This is a genomic window from Lentzea sp. NPDC102401 (assembly GCF_044765805.1).
Lineage (GTDB): Bacteria > Actinomycetota > Actinomycetes > Mycobacteriales > Pseudonocardiaceae > Lentzea > Lentzea sokolovensis.
The window spans coordinates 453,294-471,993 of the sequence record NZ_JBIWKS010000005.1 but is presented as its reverse complement, the minus strand read 5'-3'; the positions used below and the strand labels follow the sequence as shown (position 1 = coordinate 471,993).

Sequence of the window (18,700 nt, the reverse complement as noted above, 5' to 3'; positions counted from 1 at the left end):
CTTCGGGGGAGGGAACATGAGGAAAGCGTTTTCAGTCGTACTCGCCGTTCTGCTGGCCGTCACGGCCTGCGCGGCGCCGGCCGGGCAGAAAGCTCTGCAGAAGGTCGGCTACCTGACGTCGTTCGGCACTTTCGGCCGGGACGCGTACGTCTACGTGGCGAAGGAGAAGGGGTTCTTCGAGGAGGCGGGCCTGGACGTCACGATCACGCCGGGCACCGGCAGCGTCGACGTCCTGAAGCTGGTCTCGGCCGGGCGCGCCGACTTCGGCATCGCCGACTTCACCGCCACCGCGATCACCACGGCGAAGGAGAAGCTGCCGGTCACCGTGCTGGCGGCGATCCAGCAACGGTCGCTGGCCGCGATCGTCGCCCTGGAGGGCAACGGCATCAGCAAACCGGCCGACCTGGTCGGCAAGAAGATCGGTGACCAGCCCGGGTCGACGAACCAGGTGATGTTCCCGGTCTACGCGAAGGCGGCGGGCATCGATCCGGCGAAGGTCCAGTTCGTGCCGTCCGCTCCGCCCGCGTTGCCGCAGTTGCTGGCCGCCGGACAGGTCGACGGGATCGGGCAGTTCGTCGTCGGCAAGCCGCTGATCGAGGCCGCGGCGAAGGGCAGGAAGGCGGTCGTGCTGCCCTACGGCGACCTGGTTCCCGATCTCTACGGCAACGCGCTCGTGTCGTCGAAGGACGTCGTGCAGAACAAGCCGGAGCTGGCGCGCACCTTCATGACGGCGCTGCTCAAGGGCCTCGAGTACTCGATCGAGCACCCGGACGAGGTCGGCCCGATCCTCAAGAAGTACCAGCCGACCCAGGACGCGGACGTGGCCAGTGCCGAGGTCGGGCTGATGGCGCCGTACGTCAGGCCGTCGGACTACAGCGGACGGGTCGGCGGGATCACCGAGGCGCGCGTCGCGAAGATCGTCAGCACCCTGGTGGAGGCCGGTGCGATTCCGGCGGGATCGTTGGCGCCCGGCGACTTCGTGTCCTTCGGGAGTTCGCCCAAGTGATCAGTCTGAGTGGAGTCTCGCACTCCTTCGGCGGTGTGCACGCGCTCGACGGCATCGACCTGGAGGTGGGCGAGCACGAGTTCGTCGCGGTGATCGGGCGGTCGGGCTGCGGCAAGTCGACGCTGCTGCGGCTCGTCGCCGGCCTGCTCACGGCTGCGCGAGGCCGGATCCTGGTGGCCGGTTCGCCGGTCACCAGGCCGCGCGGGGACGTCTCGGTGATGTTTCAGCGGCCGGCGTTGCTGCCGTGGCGGACGGTGCTGGCCAACGTGCTGCTGCCGACCGAGATCCTCGGCCTGGGTGATCAGCGGGACCGCGCGCACGAACTGCTGGAACTGGCCGGGCTCGGCGGGTTCGAGAAACGGCTGCCGCACGAGCTGTCCGGCGGCATGCAGCAACGGGTGTCGCTGTGCCGGTCGTTGATCCAGAGCCCGCGGGTGATGCTGATGGACGAGCCGTTCTCCGCGTTGGACGCGATCACCCGCACCGAGCTTTCCGAGGAGCTGCAACGAGTTCAGCTCGCCCGGCCGCGCGCCGTCGTGTTCGTGACGCACTCCATCGACGAGGCCGTCCTGCTCGCCGACCGGATCGTGGTGCTCAGTCCACGACCCGGCCGGATCCACCGGATCGTCGACGTGGGTCTGCCGAGGCCGCGTGCACTCGGGCAGATCGAGCTCGACGAGGTGAGCCGGGAACTGCGCGGGCTCCTGGTGACCGCATGAGGACCGCGCTGCCGGTGCTCGGACTGCTGGCGATCATCGGGCTGTGGTGGCTCGCGACGATCGTGTTCGGGATCGAGCCGCTCCTCGTGCCGTCGCCGCCCGACGTCGTGGCGTCGTTCCTGGAACTGCCCGGCTACCTGCTCGAACAGGCGCTGATCACGTTGTGGGAGGCCGTGTCCGGCTTCGGACTGTCCATTGTGATCGGTGTGCCGCTGGCGCTGCTCATCGTCGGGTCGAGCGTGCTGGAGCGGATGTTCTACCCGCTGCTGGTCGCGCTCAACGCCGTGCCGAAAGTCGCCATCGCGCCGATCGTGGTGGTGTGGTTCGGGTTCGGCATCTCCTCGAAGGTGCTCATGGTCGTGCTGGTGTGCATCTTCCCGATCGTCATCTCGACGGCGTCCGGCATGAAGTCGACGCCGAGCGAACTGGTCGAGCTGTTCCGGTCGCTCGACGCCACCCGCACGCACGAGTTCTTCAAGCTGCGCCTGTGGCACGCGTTGCCGCAGATCTTCGTCGGCCTGAAGGTGTCGATCACATTGGCGGTCATCGGGGCGGTGATCGGTGAGTTCGTGGGCGCCGACGCCGGACTGGGTTACGTGATCACCGTGTCCGGCGGCAGCGCCGACACCTCGCTGGCGTTCGCGGCGATGGCGCTGCTCGCGATCATCAGCGTTGCGCTCTTCTACGGCCTGACCTGGGCCGAACGCAAGCTGGTGCCCTGGTCCGAGGAACACCGGGTGCTCTAGCGGGCCAGGAGTTCGCCGTGCTCGGCGGCGCCGCCGAGGTGCCCTGCTGAGCGTGAATCACCCAGTCGACGTTCTGGGTCGCGCCGCTAGTTCGCCCCACCGCCGGCGGCGAGGCGCATCAGGTCGGAGTCGAGGTCGATCGTCAGCTCCGTACCGCCCGCACTGCCGTATTCGTGCTGGTAGCTGCCCCACGACTCGTCGCGCACGGTCTTCTCGAAGCCGGAGGTCATGAGCGCCACCAGTTCGAGGGCTGCCCGGTCGATGCGCTTGTTGAGGCCGTTGTCCTGCCAGTCCTCGGTCGAGGCGAACAGGGCCGTCGGCACCACGACCGTGCGCAGGTAGGCGAACAGTCCGCGCATCTGGTCGTCGACGACGAGCGCGTGCCGGGCGGTGCCGGCGGTCGCGGCGAGCACGACGGGCTTCGCGATCAGCAGGTCGTTGTCGAGGATCTGGAAGAACGACGTGAACAGCCCGCTCGCGCCCGCCTTGTAGACGGGGGTGCTCGCGACGATGCCGTCCGCGCGCTGCAGGGTCGCGATGGCGGTCTGCAGCTTGGGGCCGATGTGGTTGGACACCAGGGCGTTGGCGATCTCGGAGGCGAGTTCGCGCAGTTCGATCACCGTCGTGCCGACGGTCTGCGCCCGCTTGCCGGCGAGGGTGGTGACCCGTCCGGCGACGCGGTCGGCGAGCAGACGGGTGGACGACGGGTCGCTCGTGCCGGCGGACACCACCACCAGCTGGAAGTTCTGGCCCATTACTCCTCGCTCTGGCTGAGCTTGCCGGTGATCACGGCGAGCTGTTCGAGTTCTTCCGGCGTCAGCACGTTCAGTGCGCGTGCGACGCTGCGTGCGTGGGGGCTGCCGATCTGCTTCTGGGTCTCCCGGCCCGCTGGGGTGAGCGACAGGCGCACACCCCTGCGGTCGCCGGGGTCGGGGCAGCGGTCGACGTAGCCGCGGTCGACCAGGCGGTCGACCATGCGGGACAGAGCGGGCTGGCTCAGCAGCACGTGGCGGTTCAGCTCACTCATCCTGAGTGGACTGTCGCACTTGGACAGCTGGTACAGCACGTCGTACTCCCGCATGGTCAGGTCGCCCCAGATGTCCTCCGCGTTGAACTGCTTCATCAACACGGAGTACGCCTTCATCAGGGACTCCCATGCCTCGTTGGCTCTGGTCACTGCGAGTCCTGGTACGGCGAGCCACCCGTGACGTTGTCACCCCGGTTGGCGTTCGGCTTGGGCTGGCGGACCGGTCCGTCGCCGTACTTGTCCTTGACGCGCCCGGCGTGCGTCGGCGGCTTGGCGGTCTCGGGGTCCTGCCGCGCCTCCATCTCCTTGCGCAGCACCGGAACCACCTCCTCGCCCAGCAGGTCGAGCTGGTTGAGCACCATCTTGAGCGGCAGACCGGCGTGGTCCATCAGGAACATCTGGCGCTGGTAGTCGCCGAAGTGCTCGCGGAACGTCAGCGTCTTGTCGATGACCTCCTGCGGGCTGCCGACCGACAGCGGCGTCTGATCCATGAAGTCCTCCATCCGCGGGCCGTGGCCGTAGACGGGCGCCTCGTTGAAGTACGGGCGGAACTCCTTGAGCGCGTCCTGCGACCGCTTCGCGATGTACGCCTGACCGCCCAGGCCGACGATGGCCTGCTTCTCCGTGCCGTGGCCGTAGTGCGCGTACCGCTGGCGGTAGAACTTGATCAGCCGCATGTAGTGCTCTTTCGGCCAGAAGATGTTGTTCGCGAAGAACCCGTCACCGTAGAACGCGGCCTGCTCGGCGATCTCCGGCGTGCGGATCGACCCGTGCCACACGAACGGCGGCAGGTCGTCCAACGGCCGCGGCGTGGAGGTGAAGCCCTGCAACGGGGTGCGGAACTTCCCTTCCCAGTCCACGACGTCCTCGCGCCACAACCGGTGCAGCAGGTTGTAGTTCTCCAGCGCCATGGGCAGGCTCTGCCGGATGTCGGCGCCGAACCACGGGTAGACCGGCGCGGTGTTGCCGCGACCCAGCATCAGGTCCATGCGACCCTTCGACAGGTGCTGCAGCATCGCGTACTCCTCGGCGATGCGCACCGGGTCGTTCGTGGTGATCAGCGTCGTCGCGGTGCTGACGATCAGCTTCTCCGTCTTCGCCGCGATGTGGCTGAGCAGCACGGCCGGCGCGGACGAGAAGAACGGCGGGTTGTGGTGCTCGCCGATGGCGAACACGTCGAGCCCGACCTCTTCGGCCTTCTCCGCGATCTGCACGATCGCGTCGATGCGCTCGGCCTCGCTGGGGGTCTCGCCGCTCACCGGGTCCCTGGTGATGTCGCTCACCGAGAAGATTCCGAACTGCACGGCACCCGCCTCCTTCTGATCTGTACTATCTCGTGACTAATGCGTTTGCATCTACTCTAACGCCTGGGTGCCCTGCCTATTCCCAGCGCCCTGATCGCAGGGCGCTGGAGGCGGGGGACACCCGCTTCAGTCACGGCGGAGCCGGGGACCGGGGAACGAACCGACGCCGCCCTCGTCGTGGCGGCGCTCGGCTGTTCCGCGTCAGGCGAGCAGCGACGCCACGCGTTCCGCGGTGGCCACGCTGGACTGCGGGTTCTGGCCTGTGACGAGCTTGCCGTCCACGATCACCGTGCTCGACCACGGCTCACCCGGCGCGAGCCGTGCGCCGAGTTCGGCCAGCCTGCCCGCGACCGAGTAGGGGACGTTCAGGCCGCCCTGGCGCTCCTCCTCGTCGCTGAACACCGCGATCTCCTTGCCGGCGAACACGAACGTGCCGTCCGCGCGGACCGCGCTGAGCAGCCCGGCCGGTCCGTGGCACAGCGCCGCGACCAGCTTGCCGCCGTCGTGGAAGTCCGCGAGCAGCTTGCCCAGCGAGGTGTCGAACGCCAGGTCGGCCATCGGACCGTGTCCGCCGGGCAGGTAGATCGCGTCGAAGTCGGCCGCGTTCATCGACGCCAGCACGGCCGGAGCGCGCAGGTCCTCCAGTGACGCGACGGCGTCGTCGAACCTGCCGTCGAGGCTCGCCTTGTCCACGGTCGGCACCACGCCGCCCGGTGTGGCCAGCGTGACCTCGACGCCGGCCTCCCGCAGCACGCGCACGGACTCCACGACCTCCTCGGCCCAGTACCCCGTGGGGTGGCTCGACCCGTCCGCCAGCGTCAGCGAGTCGGCGCCGCTCACGACCATCAGTAGCTTCTTCATGTGCTCCAGGACATCACAGATCAGCAGAACGTGAAGGCTGAGCTATAAGATGACTTATGGCTGCGAGGGTGACGGACCTGGATCTGCTGGTGACGTTCCTGGAGATCTACCGGGGCGGCTCGCTGACCAGCGCGGCCACCAGGCGGGGGCTCACCCAGCCGGCGGTGAGCGGGCAGCTCGCCAGGCTGGAGAAGGAGCTCGGCGCGCCGCTGTTCGTGCGGGGCAGCCGTGGGGTCACGCCCACGCCCCGGGCCGACGACCTGGCCCGGCGCGTCGGCACCCACCTCGACCAGCTCACCGCCGCCCTCGACCCCGCACCGGCGCTCGAAGGCACGGTGCGGCTCGGCGGAGCGGCCGAGTTCATGACGACCCGCGGCATGCCCGCGCTCAGTCCGCTGACCCAGCGCGGCCTGCGGCTGGAGATCACGCTCGGCCTGGCGAACGACCTCCTCGCCGGGCTGAAGGCCGGGCAGCTCGACCTCGTGCTGTCCTCGGTCCGTCCCGGAGCGGGGCTCACCGCGATGCCGTTGACCGACGAGGAGTTCCTGCTGGTCGGGCCACCGCTGCTGGCCAGGACCGTGGACCAGCTGCTGCTCGCGCGCGACCCGGCGCGCGCCCTCGAACACCTGCCGCTCGTCGCCTACTCCGGCGAACTGCCGATCATCCGGAGGTACTGGCGCAGCGAGTTCGGCGCACGACCCAAGAACGCCACCGCTGTCACCGTGCCGGACCTGCGCGCCGTGCTGGCCGCCGTGATCGCCGGTGCGGGCGTGTCAGCCCTACCGCGCTACCTCGCCGAACCCGCGCTCGCCGCCGGATCCGTCGAACAGCTGCACCACCCGGAGGTACCCCCGCTCAACACCCTCTACGTGGCCACCCGCGGCACGACGACCCCGGCGGCCGACGCGGTCGTGGAGCACCTGAGGTCACGCGACTGGGGCGCCCTTTAGACGCTGCGGAGAACCGAGACCACGATGCCGAGGATCACGGCCTTGTCGCCGTCGATGACGGGGTAGGCCTCGTTGCGCGGTTCGAGGAACACGTGGCCGTTGCGGCGCTGGTACACCTTCACCGTCGCCTCCTCCTCGATCATCGCGGCGACGATCTGCCCGCTGTAGGCCTCGTGCGTCTGCCGCACCACGACGGTGTCGCCGTCGCAGATCGAGGCGTCGATCATCGAGTCGCCGCGCACGCGCAGCGCGAACATGTTGCTGCCCCGGCCGACCAGCCCGCGCGGCAGGTTCAGCACCTCGTCCACGTGCTCGATGGCGGAGATCGGCGTACCGGCGGCGATGTCACCGACGACGGGCACGGAGATCGAGTCCTCCGAGACCATTCCGGGCGCCAGCGGCGCGCCGCTCAGGAAGACCCGCACGTCCATCGGCCGCGTCACGGATCCGCCGCGCTTGAGGAAACCCTTGTCCTCCAACGAGGACAGGTGCTTGGACACGCTGGAGGACGACTTCAGGCCGACCGCCTCGCCGATCTCGCGGGTGCTGGGGGAGTAGCCGTGCTCGACGACCCAGTCGCGAATGGCGACCAGGATCCTCTGCTGGCGCTCCGGCAGCTCCGTCGTGTCGAGCTCAAGATCGTCGTAGGCGGTCATCGGTCAGATACTAGTAATGGGTTGCCAGACACGATCGGGTGGCCGTTCGATCATGCGATGACCTCTGTCCGGGTAGGAGAACTCGTCCGGCTGCGCGGCGTCGAACCGGAGGACTGGGAGGCCTTCCACCGGTTCGACGACAACACGGACGAGATGCGCAGGGCGGACCGCGTCCACCCGCCGCGATCCGCTGCCGGGCAACGGGAATGGGCGCAGAAACGGGCGTTGATGGAGCCGGCGGACGACAAGATGATGCTCGCGGTCGAGTCGTTGGCGGACGGCGCGCTGGCCGGGATGGTGACGACCAGCGAGATCGACCATCGCGCGGGACGGTTCGCGTACGGGGTCGCGATCGGCACCGAGCACAAAGGACGCGGCTACGCGACGGAAGCCGTGCGGCTGCTGCTGAACTTCATGTTCGGCGAGCGCCGGTTCCACAAGTGCGAGGCGAGCGTCTGGGCCTTCAACGACGCCTCGATCTCGTTGCACCGCAAGCTCGGCTTCACCGAGGAGGGCAGGCTGCGCGACCACGAGTTCTTCGTCGGCCGCCACCACGACGTGGTGCTGTTCGGGATGACGGCCGCCGAGTTCGCGGCCCGGCACCCGTACCCGAGCGAGATCTGATCGGCTCCTCCACGATGTGGCGGTGAGCACACGTCGGGAACGCTCCTGGGACCTGCGGCCAGGTAGGTCTGTGCGAACCCAGGTGGCGCCCGTGGCGCTGACACCAGAAGTGGCGCCGGCCGTGCTGGACGAGGCGGCGCTGCTCAGTCTGTACGAGTCGACGGCCGAGCGGTTGCACCGCTACGTGGCCAGGCGGGTCGGCACCGACACCGCGCAGGACGTGGTGTCCGAGGCGTTCCTGGTGCTGTGGGACCAGCGCGCCGGGCAGACCTACGAGGCCGACGCGATCCGTGCCTGGCTCTACGGCGTGGCGACGAACCTGCTGCGCAATCACGTGCGTGCCGAGGAACGCAAGCTGCGGGCGTGGAGCAAGGAGTACACGGCCCGCACCGACGAGGCCGACATCGGCGACCGCGTGAGTGCTGTGGCGGACGCCGACGTGCTCGCCGGTCCGCTCACCGCCTGGCTCGCCGAACTGCGTGTCGAGGAACGCGAGGTGTTGCTGCTGAACGCGTGGGCGGACTTCACGCCGACCGAGATCGCCGTGGCGCTCGATGTCCCCGTGGCCACCGTGCGCACCCGGCTGCACCGCGGCAGGGCACGCCTGCGCACCCGTCTCGCCGCGACCGACCACGACTTCACCGAGGACAGCCATGTCTGAGCCCACCCAGCCCGAGACCCTCGACCGAGTGCTCGACGCCGCCCTTTCGCGTGCTGGTGACGAGCCCGTCCAGTTCGACGTGGCAGCAGGCAGGAGCGCGCTGGCCGCCGCCCTGAAGTCACGCGCTGAAGTGGCCGAGCCGATCGCGGTCGGCGCTGAGCACCGGCCGCGCAGGCGGGTCCGGTGGCTCGCCGCCGCGGCCGCCGTGGCCGTGCTGACCGGCGGTGGCCTGGCCGCGTCGACCGTCGACCTCACCGGCGTCGGCAGCAACTCCGTGAGTGCCGCCGAGGAGCTGATCAAGGCAGCGGACCTCGCGTCCAGGGTGGTCGACCGGCCGCTCGCCCCCGGCCAGTTCCGCTACGTGCGCAGCCGCTACGAGGGCATCACCGTGGAGCTCGGTTCCAAGAAGGCGACCTACAGCGAGATCGTCCAGGAGCAGTGGATTCCCGCCGACCGCCGCGACGAGTGGCTGTTCCGCAACCAGAACGTCTCGACGAAGTGGCTGGAAGGGCACGAGGGCGACGGCCGGGCGGACTCCGGATCGGCGTTCAAGGACGGCCAGGAGTTCCGCGGTAAGTGCGGCAACTACTCCTACTACGCCGAGGGGCAGCCGGACCGCTGCACGAACGGGACGTTCTACAACCCGACGCCGGAGTTCGTCGCGGCGCTGCCGAAGGACCCGGCGGCACTGCTGGCCAAGCTGAAGGAGGCGGGACAGGCCGGCGACTCGGGTGCGTTGCTGCAGGCCGGCGAGGCGCTCAACTCGGGGCAGTACCCGGCGGAGGTGCGGGCGACCATCTTCCGCGCGCTCGCCCTGCTGCCCGGCCTGGTCGTGACCGACAAGAAGGCCAACCTCGACGGCAAGGAAGGCGTCGCGCTCGGCATGAAGTACTTCGACGACTTCACCGAGATCATCATCGATCCGGAGAACGGTGACTACATCGGTCGCCGGGCGACCGTGGCCGAGGACCAGCCCGACGACAAGGGCGGTCTGGAGAAGGGCACCGTCCGCAGTTCCTCCGCGGTGACCACGAAGATCGTGGACGCGCAGGGCGCCCGCTAGTGGCGCGTCTCGGAACGGTGGCGAGGTGATCCGCACTCAGCAGGGCGCCTCGCGGCACCGCCCCCACGCCCCCGTACAACCAGTACGAGGGCGTGGGGGCGGCACCACGATGCACCCGTCTGACCGCGAATTCCCCCGGCACCGTTCCGAGCCACACCACTAGCTTCTCCCGCCGTTCGGGCCGCGGGAGAGACATGCAACCCTGGGGTTGCGCATCCTCGGGGGGATGTGCAACTCTGGGGTTGCACTTATTGGCGGAGTTGGGAGTTGTCGTGAGCGTGGACCGGATCGAACGCGAGACCGTGATCGAGGCACCGCTGGCGCGGGTCTGGCAGCTGGTGACCGAACCGGGGTTCTGGGTGGCCTCCCAGCCGTCCGGCACCGCGGTCGAGGGCGAGACGACCCTCTGCAAGAACGAGCAGTACGGCGACTTCCCCGTGCGGGTCGAGACCGTGACGCCGCAGACCTACGTGTCCTACCGCTGGGCCAGCGCGTTCCAGGGGAAGGAACTGGGCGCGGACAACACGACGCTGGTCGAGTTCACCCTCACGCCCGAGGGGTCCGCGACTCGGTTGAAGGTCGTGGAGAGCGGGTTCTCGCAGCTCGCGGGCTCGGAGGAGCTGCGCGCGAAGGCTCTGCGGGACAACACGGGCGGCTGGCCCGAGGTGCTCGACGCGTTCGCGAAGAAGGCCGAAAGCTAAGTTGAGCGCGTGCCCAAATCAGCCGACCGCGGCCGCCGCACCCGTGAACAACTGATCGACGCCGCCGCTGGGCTGGTGGGCGAGGTCGGCTGGGGTGCGGTGACCACGCGGCTGGTCGCGGAACGGGCGGGCGTCAACGCCGCGCTCGTGCACTACCACTTCTCGTCGGTGCAGGAACTGCTGTCGACGGCCGCGCTGCAGTTCGCCGCGAAGGCGCTGGCCGAGTCCGCGGAGGCGCTGCGATCGGTGTCGCCGGCCGAGGGCGTCGAGCGGATCTTCGCGGACCTGACGCGCTTCACCGGCACGGATCCCGAGTCGTTGCTGCTGGCTGAGGCGTTCCTGGCCGCGCACCGGCTGCCCGAACTGCGGGCGGGGCTGTCGGCGCTGGTCGCGGAGTTCCGGACGCGGGTCGCCGAGTGGTTGCGGGAGGCGGGCGTGCGGGACGCCGCCGCGGTGGCTTTGTTGCTGGGGGCGGCCATCGACGGGCTGGTGCTGCACCGGGCGCTGGACTCGTCAGTCGACTTCCGCGTGGTCGCGGGCCCGTTCCGGCGCCTCGTCGCGGGCTGACCAGCGGGGCTCGCCACCGGCCTCGGCGAACGCGGTCAGCGCCTCGACCAGCCCGTGCCGCAGGTGCTCCGGCATGCGCGCGACGATCCTGCTGATCTCGGCACGACGGCGGGCCATCACCTCGGTCACGACCCGGCTGCCCTCCTCGCTCGCCACGACCACGACCTCGCGTTTCGTCGCGGGGTTCGGCGCGCGGTCGACCATGCCGGACGTGATCAGGCGGTCGATCATGCGCTTGGCCGTGGACGGGTTGACCTCCAGGAGGTCGGCGAGCGCGGTGAGACTCATCGGGCCTCGGCTGTCGAGCAGGACGACCATCCTGAACTGCGGCAGCGTGAGCGTCTCCTCGACGGCCGCGAGCGATCGCGCCGACACGGCTACCAGCAGGCGGGACGCGGTGAGGACCGCGTCGGTCAGGTCATCGGCATCGCTCACCCGCCTAGTTCTACAGGGCCCGCGTTCGGTAACGAAACGATAAAGATTGCACTGTGCAACGGTCGGCGGGCCTTGGGCTGTCCGTACCTCTCGGCATGCGGATACTCCTCGTCGCTTTGCTGACAGTGCTGCTCGGCGCGCAGCCCGCGTTCGCGCAGCAGGATCTGGGGCCCGACTACGTCCAGACGCAGTTCGGGCCGATGGGTCCCGCCGGGCGCGATCTGCTGCAGAAGGTGGCACTGGCGGGGTTGTGGGAGGGGCCCTCCGGGCGGATGGGGCTGGACAAGTCGGCCAATCCGAAGGTGCAGGAGGCAGGGCGGCACCTGATCGAGGGGCACGCCGACCTGGACCGGCGCACCGTCGAGCTCGCCCGCACGTTCAACGTTCAGTTGCCCACGCAGCCCAACGAGTCGCAGCAGGGCTGGCTGAACGAGATGCAGGCCGCGCCCGCGCGCAGTCCCGAGTTCGACCGCGTGTTCGCGAACCGGCTGCGGGCGGCGCACGGCGTGGTCTACAAGTTCCTGGCCACCGTGCGCACCGGCACGCGCAACACGGCGATCCGGGACTACGCCAAGGTCTGCATGGACACCGTGCTCGACCACATGACCGTGCTCGAAGCCACCGGGTTGGTCGACTTCGCCGACACCGAGGCGATCCCGCTGGCGCTCGTTGCGCAGCCTTCGTCGATCGCGCCTTCTGCTCCAGTGGGCGTGCCGCAGCGGAACACCCAGTACTCCCAGCAGCAACAGCAGGCCGACGGTGTCCCCGACGGCCTGATCGGGCTGGGTGTGCTGGCGCTGGTCGTGGCCGGTCTCTGGTTCTGGACGAGTGGCCGGAGCAGTCGGCGGATGCACTCGTAGCGCTGGATTGGGCCTGTGCCCAAGTCGAATGCTCAGGCGCGTGCGTTGATCGTCGGAGCGGGGATCGCCGGGCTCACGTCCGCGTGGCTGATCAGGGTGCGCGACCTGGCTGTCCGGTCGTGCGGAACCTGATCCGCGGCCCGGTCATACCGGCCGTCGACGGGGTGCTCACACCCGCAGCACCCGCAGGCACAGCCGCCTGAGCACCTCGCGCAGCTCGTCGTCGGTCAGGTGGGGGAACGCCGCGATCACCGGGCCGACGTCGCTCGTGAGGAACCACGCCGCCCGCTGGTCGTCGGTCGGCTCGTCGCCGAACAGCAGCTGCATGGCCTTCTGGGCCAGCCTCGCCAGCTCGGCGTTGATCCTCTCGTTGCGCCGCACGCTCGGATCGGTCTGGCCGAGCGGCGACAACGCCCTGTTCGCGACGACCTGGTCCACGAACCCCGCGACCACGTACTCGGCGCGGGCCCGCCTGCCCCTGATCTTCGCGGTCTCGTCCAGCATCGTCTCGAAGAACGCGATGCTGTTGTCCAGCAACGCTTCCAGGATCGCCGACTTCGTGCGGAAGTAGTAGTAGACGTTCGCCTTCGTCACGTCCATCTCGTCCGCGATCGTCTGCAACGACGTCGCGTCGTACCCGTGGGCGGCGAACAGCTTGCGTGCGGTGACGAGGATCGTCGCACGGGTGCGTTCGGCTTGCGCTGCACGAGTCATGCGGCGATGGTACAGTCGATTTCATTAGCCGATCGGCTAATGAAACTGGAGGTAAGTCGTGACTGTCCTGGTGACCGGTGGCACGGGGTTCGTGGCCGGCTGGACCATCGCCGCGTTGCTGGAACGCGGCTACGACGTGCGGACGACCACCCGTGGTCGTCGCCCGGCAGTGCACGGCCGGTACGAGGTCGTGCAGGCCGACCTGACGTCCGACGCCGGCTGGGCCGAGGCGATGAAGGGCGTGCGGTACGTGCTGCACGTCGCGTCACCGCTGTCCGGCAGCGCCGACCTGGTCGGACCCGCGCGCGACGGAACGTTGCGGGTGCTGCGGTTCGCGGTGGAAGCAGGCGTGGAACGGGTCGTGATGACGTCGTCCTGCGCGGCGGCGACGCCTCCGGAGGGCTCGACCGGTTCGTTCGACGAGACGGTGTGGACGGACCCGTCGGGCGTGGGGATCGACGAGTACCGGCGTTCCAAGCTGCTGGCCGAGCAGGCGGCGTGGGAGTTCATGCGCGACAAGGACACCTCGCTCGTGACGGTGCTGCCCGGCGCGGTCTTCGGCCCGGTCCAGTCGCGCGACAACTGGGGCTCGGTGCGGGTGATCGAACGCATCGTGGGCGGCATGCCCGGCGTGCCGCGCGTCGGCCTCAACATCGTCGACGTCCGCGACGTGGCCGACCTGCACATCCGGGCCATGACCGCGCCGGACGCGGCGGGGGAGAGGTTCATCGCGGTCAGCGAGTTCATGTGGATGGCCGATGTCGCGCGGTCGCTGGACGCGCCGTCCCGCGAGCTGCCGAACTTCGTGGTGCGCGCGGTCTCGTTGGTGGCCAAGGACATGCGGCCGCTCGTGCCCATGCTCGGCCGCAGCTACTCCTACTCGCACGCCAAGGCGTCCTCGATGCTCGGCTGGGCACCTCGCCCAGCCCGCGACACCGTCGTGGAGTGCGCGGCGTCGCTGCGCTAACGAGCGTCGTAGGCCTCGCGGTTGGTGAGCACTTCGGCGATGTGCTCCTCGGCCCACTGGCACAAGGCGAGCAACGGCGCGTGCAGCGTGAACCCGAGCTCCGTCAGTTCGTACTCGACGCGTGGCGGTACCTCGGCGTGCACGTGCCGGGTGACGAGCCCGTCGCGTTCGAGGTCTCGCAGGGTCTCGGTGAGCACCTTGCCGCTGATGCCGTCGAGCCGCGTCCTCAGGGCGCCGAACCGCATGCGTCCGTTGCCCAGCACCGACACCGCCATCGCCGTCCACTTGTTCGCGATGCGTGCCAGGCTCGAGCGCGACGGACAGGTGGCCAGGAGCACGCTCCAGTCCGGCGTGGTCTGTGACATGGCGCACATCCGTCCATTGGTTACGTTGAGGTAATTGGTCACCTTCGGTGAGCATAGTTCAACCGCAACGAAAGGGAGACCCATGACCACCCCGCTCGCCGTCGCCACCACCTACTTCGAGGCCCTCGAGTCCGGTGACTTCGCCACCGTCGCCGCCCAGTTCGCCGACGACGTCGTGTGGCATCAGCCGGGTGACAACCGGTTCTCGGGCGTGCACCGCGGCAGCGAGGCCGTCGGGGCCATGATCGGCGGCATGATGTCCGTGTCCGAGGGCACGTTCTCGTTGAAGCGCAACGCTCCGCTGATGGTGAACGGCGACACGGTGGCCGTGACGGTGCACTGGACGGCCAAGCGTTCCGGTGCGGAGATGGACGGCGTCGGCGTCGACCTGATGCGCGTGGCCGGCGGCAAGGTCGTCGAGGTGTGGCTGTTCACGGCCGACCCGGCGGAGGAGGACGCGTTCTGGGGCCAGGGGTGATTTCGGCGCGTCCCGCCACCCGTTCGGGCTAGATCACGACAGACTGTGCGGCGTGGAACGGGATCGCAGGTGGACGGACAAGGGTGAGGCCATCGGGCACGGCGTGAGCTGGCTCGCGCGGTGGAGTCTGCGGACGGCACTGGCCGCGCTCGGCTTCTGGATGGTGTTCTGGCTGATCGGGACGCTCTGGGTGGTCGTCATGCCCGTGCTGCTCGGGCTGCTGATCACGACGGTGCTGTGGCCGCCGGCGCGCTGGATGATGTCGAAGGGGCTGAACTCGGCGCTGGCGGCGACGATCGTGCTGATCGTCGGGCTCGGCGTGCTGGGCGGGGTCATCGCGGCCATCTCGTCGTCGATCGCGTCCGGTGTGCCGGAGATCGCGCAGAGCGCGCAGAAGGCCGTCACACAGCTGCAGGACTGGGCGAGCGGCCCGCCGTTCAACCTGAAGGGCAGCGACCTCGACCGGCTCATCTCGCAGGGCGTCGAGCAGATCAAGTCCAGCATCGGGTCGATCGCCGGCGGGCTGCTGACCGGGGCGGGCGCGGTGACGTCCGGCGTCGTGACCGGGCTGGTGGCGCTGCTGCTGGCGTTCTTCTTCGTCAAGGACGGCACGCGGTTCACGCCGTGGGTGCGCGGCCTGATCGGCGAGCGCGCCGGCGGGCACGTGACGACGGTGCTGGAGCGGGTCTGGGTGACGCTCGGCAGCTTCATCCGCAGCCAGGCGATCGTGTCGCTGATCGACGCCATCTTCATCGGGGCGGGCCTGCTCATCCTCGGCGTGCCGCTCGCGGTCCCGCTGGCCGCGCTGACGTTCCTCGGCGGTTTCATCCCGATCATCGGCGCGTTCATCGCCGGTGCGCTGGCCGTGCTGGTCGCCTTGGTGAGCAACGGCCTGACCACGGCCATCATCATGCTGATCATCGTCATCGTGGTGCAGCAGGTCGAGGGCAACGTGCTGCAGCCCATCCTGCAGTCGCGCAGCCTGCGCCTGCACGCGGCGGTCGTGCTGCTCGTCGTCACCGCGGGCACGTCGCTGTACGGCATCGCGGGCGCGTTCTTCTCCGTCCCGGTCGCCGCCGCCGTGGCCGTCGTGATGCGCTACCTGGGCGAAGTGATCGAGGCCAGGTCCGTAATGGTCACGTCACAACCTGACGGGGATGAACCAGGCGAGACCGAACGTTCTCCTGAGTGAACCCGTGTACTGCCCGGAGAGGTTCGGAACGCGGCTGGCGGCGGTAGGCCTTTGAGTGCGGTGTGACCGCGGTGGTGATTGTAGAGATGCAGCCACCGCGGGAACGCCTCACGGCGCTCGGTCTCCGTGCGGTAGGGGCGGGTGCGTTTGTGGGTGACCCCCGGCGTCGGCCAGGGTGTCGCGCCAGAGCCGGGAGCGATAGCAGGATCCGTTGTCGGTGAGCACTCGTTCGACGGTGATTCCGTTGCTGTAGAAGAAGGTTTGTCCTCGTTGCCAGAAGGCGGCGGCGGTTTCCCTGGTCTCGTCGGCGAGGATTTCGGTGTAGGCCAGGCGGGAGTCCTCGTAGGCGGGTTCGACCAGTTGCGCGGCCCCGATCACGGCGGCGCGTTCGGGCGGCTGGAACACGAGGCTGTTGAGCCCCCGCACCAGCGCCGGGTTCGGCAGGTTCGGGATCCGCGTATGGAAGAAGTCCTCTTAGAACTTCCGCGACTTCTCCGCGAACCGCAGGTTCGGCGCCGAGTACAGGTGGCCGCGGAGGTCGTCCAGTTTCGTCTGACACGAGAACTCGATCCGGGTGTACCCGCGGTCCCCAGTTCGATCGCCGAACGCGTTGATGTTCGTGCCCAGCACGGCACCGTGCCCTCGGAGCCAGGCCTCCAGCGGCCGATGCCGTTGGGACCCGCGACCATTACCGCGTGCGTCCGCATCACTAGCTCGCTCTTCACCTGAACGCCATAGCGTCCGAGCACCAGCAGTGCGATGACGATCAACTCAAGTGCGCGACAGGACGGAAGTGCAGACCTGATGTGATGAAGGCGGCGTATTCCCTCGGAACAGGCCTTGGACAGGGACGAGGGGCCGTCCGGTGGACGGCCCCTCGTAGGCGTGCGCGGCAGAAGCGTGCAGCGCGACGATCTCTACTGCTTGCCCAGTTGCCATTCCGGTCGGACGTAGTGGCAGGTGTAGCCGTTGGGGTAGCGCTCCAGGTAGTCCTGGTGCTCCGGCTCGGCCTCCCAGAAGTCCGAGGCCTGGGTGACCTCGGTGACAACCTTGCCCGGCCACTTCCCGGAGGCATCGACGTCCGCGATGGTCTCCTCGGCGATGCGCTTCTGCTCGTCGGTCTCGAAAAAGATCGCCGATCGGTAGCTGGCGCCGATGTCGTTGCCCTGACGGTTGCGCGTCGACGGGTCGTGAATCTGAAAGAAGAAGGCCAGGATCTGCCGGTAGCTGAGCTGCTCGGGGTCGAACGTGATCTCGATGGCCTCGGCGTGGTTGCCGTGGCGGCGGTAGGTGGCGTTCGGCGTGCTGGGGTCGCCGGTGTAGCCGACGCGCGTGGAGACGACGCCGGGGTGGCGGCGGAACAGGTCCTGCATGCCCCAGAAACAGCCGCCCGCGAGAACAGCCTTCTCCGTCACAGTGTCACTCCTCTTCTCGGGTTCACTCAGGAGAACGTTCGGTCTCGCCTGAATCATCCCCGTCCAATTATGACGTAACTATTATGGCCACGTCCGAGCACGCCTCGATGACGGAATCGTCCCGGCGCTCGAGTTCGGCGACGCCACGACCGACCGGCCTGCCGAGGTCTCTGGCGGTGCGTCGGCGAACGGCCTCACAGGGGCGTAGGGGTCGTAATGGACTTCCCAGAGCCCGCGCTTGCCGGCCAGCCCGGAGTGCTGCCGCCGCAGGTCGCCCAGTGCCCGGCAGTCGTAGGTGCGGTAGTCGATCCGGATGCCGTAGTCGTTGATCGCCCGCCACTTCACCGGCAGCAGTTCGAGGTAGTCGGTGCCGGTCAGGGTGAGCGGCAGGTAGCCCGCGATCGCGACCAGCGCGGCGTAGCGCTCGTTCGGGGTGAGCATCCGGCGCGGGGCGTGCGGGTCGCGCAGGGCGTCGTGCGGGCGGTGCTGCCAGCCGACGATCAGCCACTCGTCGAGCAGGTCTTGCAGCTGGTCCAGCGTCCAGACCGGCGTGACGTCGCGTCCGCGCTGCTGGGTGTTCGCGGCCTTGAACCCGGCGACGTGCTGCGCGAACAGCGTCTTGATCGCGGTGAACGTCGCCTCGACCACGGCCTTGTCGGTGGGGGTGTCCTTGCGCGTGGGCTGGATGGAGATCCCGAGACGTTCGCAGGCGCGGGCGAACGTCTCGGAGACGAACACCCTGCCATGGTCGATCACGACCTGCTCCGGGACGATGACCGGCCGCGCGGCGGCCTCGCGCATCCGCGCGTCGATCGTGAGCAGCCGTTCGTGTGGCAGCCGCGAGGCCGACATCCGCAGCGCGTCGGCCCAGCCGGGCCGCATTGGTTCCGGGACCAGCATTTTCGCCAGCAGCAGCGCCGCGTCGACCGCCTTGGTGCCGACCGGGCGCAGCACAGCGGCGGCGATGGTGCGCGAGGCGACGTCGACGGCGATCGTCAGATCCGCCCGGACCGGGACGCCCTCGGCTGCGAAGACGAGCACGTCGATCGGCGTGGAGTCGATCTGGACCTGCTCACCGGGACGGGCCGCCGCCGTCGCGGTGAACGCCCCGGACGGCCGGTTCGCCGTCTGCCGCCGCGTCACCGCCGAGCCGAACGTGTGCCGCCCGATCGTCATCCGCTCGACCGGGTTTACGAACTGCGTCTGTTCCTCGGCGGTGCGGACCCCGCCGACCCCGTGGTCGACACGGCAGGGAAGGTGCAGAACGCCCTGGCGAACTGGCTCACCGCCATCGGGCCACTGCCGCCGCTGGTCGTGCTGGTGGCGTTGCTCGCCGGTGGCGCGCTCCTGGTGCGCCACCGCAGGGGCCGCAACCCGAAGGCATGATCC

At 69.0% G+C, this 18,700-nt stretch carries 25 protein-coding genes and 1 pseudogene; 14 read left to right on the top strand and 12 right to left on the bottom strand.

Annotation, left to right across the window (positions count from 1 at the left end; all coding sequences use genetic code 11):
* Positions 1 to 16: 16 nt before the first annotated feature.
* From ACIRG5_RS21195 to ACIRG5_RS21185, 3 genes are read left to right on the top strand one after another with little or no spacing between them, the layout of a single operon-like run.
* The gene (locus ACIRG5_RS21195) at positions 17 to 1,006 is read left to right on the top strand and encodes an ABC transporter substrate-binding protein (RefSeq protein WP_402906950.1); all 990 of its coding nucleotides are present in this window, start codon (positions 17 to 19) and stop codon (positions 1,004 to 1,006) included.
* Positions 1,003 to 1,725, top strand: a complete 723-nt coding sequence (locus ACIRG5_RS21190; protein WP_402906948.1) for an ABC transporter ATP-binding protein — start codon at positions 1,003 to 1,005, stop codon at positions 1,723 to 1,725. Before ACIRG5_RS21195 ends, ACIRG5_RS21190 begins: the two co-directional genes overlap by 4 nt.
* A complete protein-coding gene (locus tag ACIRG5_RS21185) occupies positions 1,722 to 2,471 on the top strand; it encodes an ABC transporter permease (RefSeq protein ID WP_402906946.1) in 750 nt (249 codons plus the stop codon). The genes ACIRG5_RS21190 and ACIRG5_RS21185 overlap by 4 nt, the downstream gene beginning before the upstream one ends.
* Positions 2,472 to 2,557: 86 nt before the next feature.
* Here the strand turns inward: ACIRG5_RS21185 and ACIRG5_RS21180 are convergent, their stop codons facing one another.
* The 4 genes from ACIRG5_RS21180 to ACIRG5_RS21165 all read right to left on the bottom strand — a co-directional run bounded on the left by ACIRG5_RS21180 (position 2,558) and on the right by ACIRG5_RS21165 (position 5,663).
* Entirely contained in the window at positions 2,558 to 3,226 is a 669-nt protein-coding gene (locus ACIRG5_RS21180) for a CE1759 family FMN reductase (RefSeq protein WP_402906944.1), read from the bottom strand.
* The gene (locus tag ACIRG5_RS21175; protein ID WP_402906942.1) at positions 3,226 to 3,648 is read right to left on the bottom strand and encodes a MarR family winged helix-turn-helix transcriptional regulator; all 423 of its coding nucleotides are present in this window, start codon (positions 3,646 to 3,648) and stop codon (positions 3,226 to 3,228) included. Before ACIRG5_RS21175 ends, ACIRG5_RS21180 begins: the two co-directional genes overlap by 1 nt.
* On the bottom strand, positions 3,645 to 4,802 hold the full coding sequence (locus ACIRG5_RS21170; protein WP_402906940.1) for an LLM class flavin-dependent oxidoreductase: 1,158 nt from the start codon (positions 4,800 to 4,802) through the stop codon (positions 3,645 to 3,647). Before ACIRG5_RS21170 ends, ACIRG5_RS21175 begins: the two co-directional genes overlap by 4 nt.
* 201 nt (positions 4,803 to 5,003) lie before the next feature.
* A complete protein-coding gene (locus ACIRG5_RS21165; protein ID WP_402906938.1) occupies positions 5,004 to 5,663 on the bottom strand; it encodes a type 1 glutamine amidotransferase domain-containing protein in 660 nt (219 codons plus the stop codon).
* A gap of 68 nt (positions 5,664 to 5,731) precedes the next feature.
* Between ACIRG5_RS21165 and ACIRG5_RS21160 the strand changes: the two genes are divergently transcribed.
* On the top strand, positions 5,732 to 6,613 hold the full coding sequence (locus ACIRG5_RS21160) for a LysR family transcriptional regulator (RefSeq protein WP_402906936.1): 882 nt from the start codon (positions 5,732 to 5,734) through the stop codon (positions 6,611 to 6,613).
* On the opposite strand, the gene lexA is transcribed toward ACIRG5_RS21160, so the two are convergent.
* The gene (gene lexA, locus ACIRG5_RS21155) at positions 6,610 to 7,269 is read right to left on the bottom strand and encodes a transcriptional repressor LexA (protein WP_402906934.1); all 660 of its coding nucleotides are present in this window, start codon (positions 7,267 to 7,269) and stop codon (positions 6,610 to 6,612) included. The two genes, ACIRG5_RS21160 and lexA, sit on opposite strands and share 4 nt — an antisense overlap.
* A 57-nt stretch (positions 7,270 to 7,326) precedes the next feature.
* Here lexA and ACIRG5_RS21150 point away from each other — a divergent pair, with 57 nt between their 5' ends.
* The 5 genes from ACIRG5_RS21150 (at position 7,327) to ACIRG5_RS21130 (ending at position 10,885) form a co-directional block, all read left to right on the top strand.
* Positions 7,327 to 7,893, top strand: coding sequence for a GNAT family N-acetyltransferase (locus tag ACIRG5_RS21150; protein WP_402906932.1), 567 nt, complete (start codon positions 7,327 to 7,329; stop codon positions 7,891 to 7,893).
* A 70-nt stretch (positions 7,894 to 7,963) separates the two neighbouring features.
* Complete coding sequence (locus ACIRG5_RS21145; protein WP_402906930.1) at positions 7,964 to 8,554, top strand: RNA polymerase sigma factor; 591 nt, start codon at positions 7,964 to 7,966, stop codon at positions 8,552 to 8,554.
* Positions 8,547 to 9,617: a CU044_5270 family protein gene (locus ACIRG5_RS21140; protein WP_402906928.1), complete on the top strand. Its 1,071-nt coding sequence runs from the start codon at positions 8,547 to 8,549 to the stop codon at positions 9,615 to 9,617. Before ACIRG5_RS21145 ends, ACIRG5_RS21140 begins: the two co-directional genes overlap by 8 nt.
* A 272-nt stretch (positions 9,618 to 9,889) precedes the next feature.
* Complete coding sequence (locus tag ACIRG5_RS21135; protein WP_402906926.1) at positions 9,890 to 10,318, top strand: SRPBCC domain-containing protein; 429 nt, start codon at positions 9,890 to 9,892, stop codon at positions 10,316 to 10,318.
* 9 nt (positions 10,319 to 10,327) lie between these two features.
* A complete protein-coding gene (locus ACIRG5_RS21130) occupies positions 10,328 to 10,885 on the top strand; it encodes a TetR/AcrR family transcriptional regulator (protein WP_402906924.1) in 558 nt (185 codons plus the stop codon).
* On the opposite strand, the gene ACIRG5_RS21125 is transcribed toward ACIRG5_RS21130, so the two are convergent.
* Positions 10,832 to 11,320 carry a MarR family winged helix-turn-helix transcriptional regulator gene (locus ACIRG5_RS21125; protein WP_402906922.1) on the bottom strand — a complete coding sequence of 163 codons (489 nt, stop codon included), beginning with the start codon at positions 11,318 to 11,320 and terminating at the stop codon, positions 10,832 to 10,834. The two genes, ACIRG5_RS21130 and ACIRG5_RS21125, sit on opposite strands and share 54 nt — an antisense overlap.
* A 95-nt stretch (positions 11,321 to 11,415) precedes the next feature.
* Between ACIRG5_RS21125 and ACIRG5_RS21120 the strand changes: the two genes are divergently transcribed.
* Entirely contained in the window at positions 11,416 to 12,180 is a 765-nt protein-coding gene (locus ACIRG5_RS21120) for a DUF4142 domain-containing protein (RefSeq protein ID WP_402906920.1), read from the top strand.
* A 168-nt stretch (positions 12,181 to 12,348) separates the two neighbouring features.
* Here ACIRG5_RS21120 and ACIRG5_RS21115 read toward each other — a convergent pair whose 3' ends face one another.
* Positions 12,349 to 12,894 (bottom strand): TetR/AcrR family transcriptional regulator, encoded by a 546-nt coding sequence (locus tag ACIRG5_RS21115; RefSeq protein ID WP_402906918.1) that lies wholly within the window; start codon positions 12,892 to 12,894, stop codon positions 12,349 to 12,351.
* A gap of 58 nt (positions 12,895 to 12,952) precedes the next feature.
* On the opposite strand from ACIRG5_RS21115, the gene ACIRG5_RS21110 reads away from it, so the two are divergent.
* Positions 12,953 to 13,861 (top strand): NAD-dependent epimerase/dehydratase family protein, encoded by a 909-nt coding sequence (locus ACIRG5_RS21110; RefSeq protein ID WP_402906916.1) that lies wholly within the window; start codon positions 12,953 to 12,955, stop codon positions 13,859 to 13,861.
* Here ACIRG5_RS21110 and ACIRG5_RS21105 read toward each other — a convergent pair.
* The gene (locus tag ACIRG5_RS21105) at positions 13,858 to 14,226 is read right to left on the bottom strand and encodes a winged helix-turn-helix transcriptional regulator (RefSeq protein WP_402906914.1); all 369 of its coding nucleotides are present in this window, start codon (positions 14,224 to 14,226) and stop codon (positions 13,858 to 13,860) included. The genes ACIRG5_RS21110 and ACIRG5_RS21105 overlap by 4 nt on opposite strands.
* A gap of 82 nt (positions 14,227 to 14,308) precedes the next feature.
* Here ACIRG5_RS21105 and ACIRG5_RS21100 point away from each other — a divergent pair, with 82 nt between their 5' ends.
* Together ACIRG5_RS21100 and ACIRG5_RS21095 are read left to right on the top strand one after the other, a co-directional pair.
* A complete protein-coding gene (locus ACIRG5_RS21100; protein WP_402906912.1) occupies positions 14,309 to 14,704 on the top strand; it encodes a nuclear transport factor 2 family protein in 396 nt (131 codons plus the stop codon).
* Positions 14,705 to 14,756: 52 nt separating this feature from the next.
* Entirely contained in the window at positions 14,757 to 15,896 is a 1,140-nt protein-coding gene (locus ACIRG5_RS21095) for an AI-2E family transporter (protein ID WP_402906910.1), read from the top strand.
* On the opposite strand, the pseudogene ACIRG5_RS21090 reads toward ACIRG5_RS21095, so the two are convergent.
* The 4 genes and pseudogenes from ACIRG5_RS21090 to ACIRG5_RS21075 all read right to left on the bottom strand — a co-directional run.
* Positions 15,846 to 16,232 (bottom strand): annotated as a pseudogene (locus ACIRG5_RS21090) (hypothetical protein); the annotation flags it as partial. The gene ACIRG5_RS21095 and the pseudogene ACIRG5_RS21090 overlap by 51 nt on opposite strands.
* A 138-nt stretch (positions 16,233 to 16,370) precedes the next feature.
* Positions 16,371 to 16,526 (bottom strand): hypothetical protein, encoded by a 156-nt coding sequence (locus ACIRG5_RS21085; protein ID WP_402906908.1) that lies wholly within the window; start codon positions 16,524 to 16,526, stop codon positions 16,371 to 16,373.
* 287 nt (positions 16,527 to 16,813) lie between these two features.
* Complete coding sequence (gene msrA, locus ACIRG5_RS21080) at positions 16,814 to 17,311, bottom strand: peptide-methionine (S)-S-oxide reductase MsrA (protein ID WP_402906906.1); 498 nt, start codon at positions 17,309 to 17,311, stop codon at positions 16,814 to 16,816.
* 81 nt (positions 17,312 to 17,392) lie between these two features.
* Positions 17,393 to 18,487 (bottom strand): hypothetical protein, encoded by a 1,095-nt coding sequence (locus tag ACIRG5_RS21075; RefSeq protein ID WP_402906904.1) that lies wholly within the window; start codon positions 18,485 to 18,487, stop codon positions 17,393 to 17,395.
* Between ACIRG5_RS21075 and ACIRG5_RS21070 the strand changes: the two genes are divergently transcribed.
* Entirely contained in the window at positions 18,470 to 18,697 is a 228-nt protein-coding gene (locus tag ACIRG5_RS21070) for a hypothetical protein (protein ID WP_402906902.1), read from the top strand. The genes ACIRG5_RS21075 and ACIRG5_RS21070 overlap by 18 nt on opposite strands.
* The last annotated feature ends 3 nt before the right edge of the window (positions 18,698 to 18,700 follow it).

Coding starts and splice junctions, on each gene's coding strand:
- ACIRG5_RS21195 (WP_402906950.1), top strand. CDS start 17: ATGAGGAAAGCGTTTTCAGTCGTACTCGCCGTTCTGCTGGCCGTCACG.
- ACIRG5_RS21185 (WP_402906946.1), top strand. CDS start 1,722: ATGAGGACCGCGCTGCCGGTGCTCGGACTGCTGGCGATCATCGGGCTG.
- ACIRG5_RS21180 (WP_402906944.1), bottom strand. CDS start 3,226: ATGGGCCAGAACTTCCAGCTGGTGGTGGTGTCCGCCGGCACGAGCGAC.
- ACIRG5_RS21165 (WP_402906938.1), bottom strand. CDS start 5,663: ATGAAGAAGCTACTGATGGTCGTGAGCGGCGCCGACTCGCTGACGCTG.
- lexA (WP_402906934.1), bottom strand. CDS start 7,269: ATGACCGCCTACGACGATCTTGAGCTCGACACGACGGAGCTGCCGGAG.
- ACIRG5_RS21150 (WP_402906932.1), top strand. CDS start 7,327: ATGACCTCTGTCCGGGTAGGAGAACTCGTCCGGCTGCGCGGCGTCGAA.
- ACIRG5_RS21140 (WP_402906928.1), top strand. CDS start 8,547: ATGTCTGAGCCCACCCAGCCCGAGACCCTCGACCGAGTGCTCGACGCC.
- ACIRG5_RS21120 (WP_402906920.1), top strand. CDS start 11,416: ATGCGGATACTCCTCGTCGCTTTGCTGACAGTGCTGCTCGGCGCGCAG.
- ACIRG5_RS21115 (WP_402906918.1), bottom strand. CDS start 12,894: ATGACTCGTGCAGCGCAAGCCGAACGCACCCGTGCGACGATCCTCGTC.
- ACIRG5_RS21105 (WP_402906914.1), bottom strand. CDS start 14,226: ATGTCACAGACCACGCCGGACTGGAGCGTGCTCCTGGCCACCTGTCCG.
- ACIRG5_RS21100 (WP_402906912.1), top strand. CDS start 14,309: ATGACCACCCCGCTCGCCGTCGCCACCACCTACTTCGAGGCCCTCGAG.
- ACIRG5_RS21075 (WP_402906904.1), bottom strand. CDS start 18,487: ATGACGATCGGGCGGCACACGTTCGGCTCGGCGGTGACGCGGCGGCAG.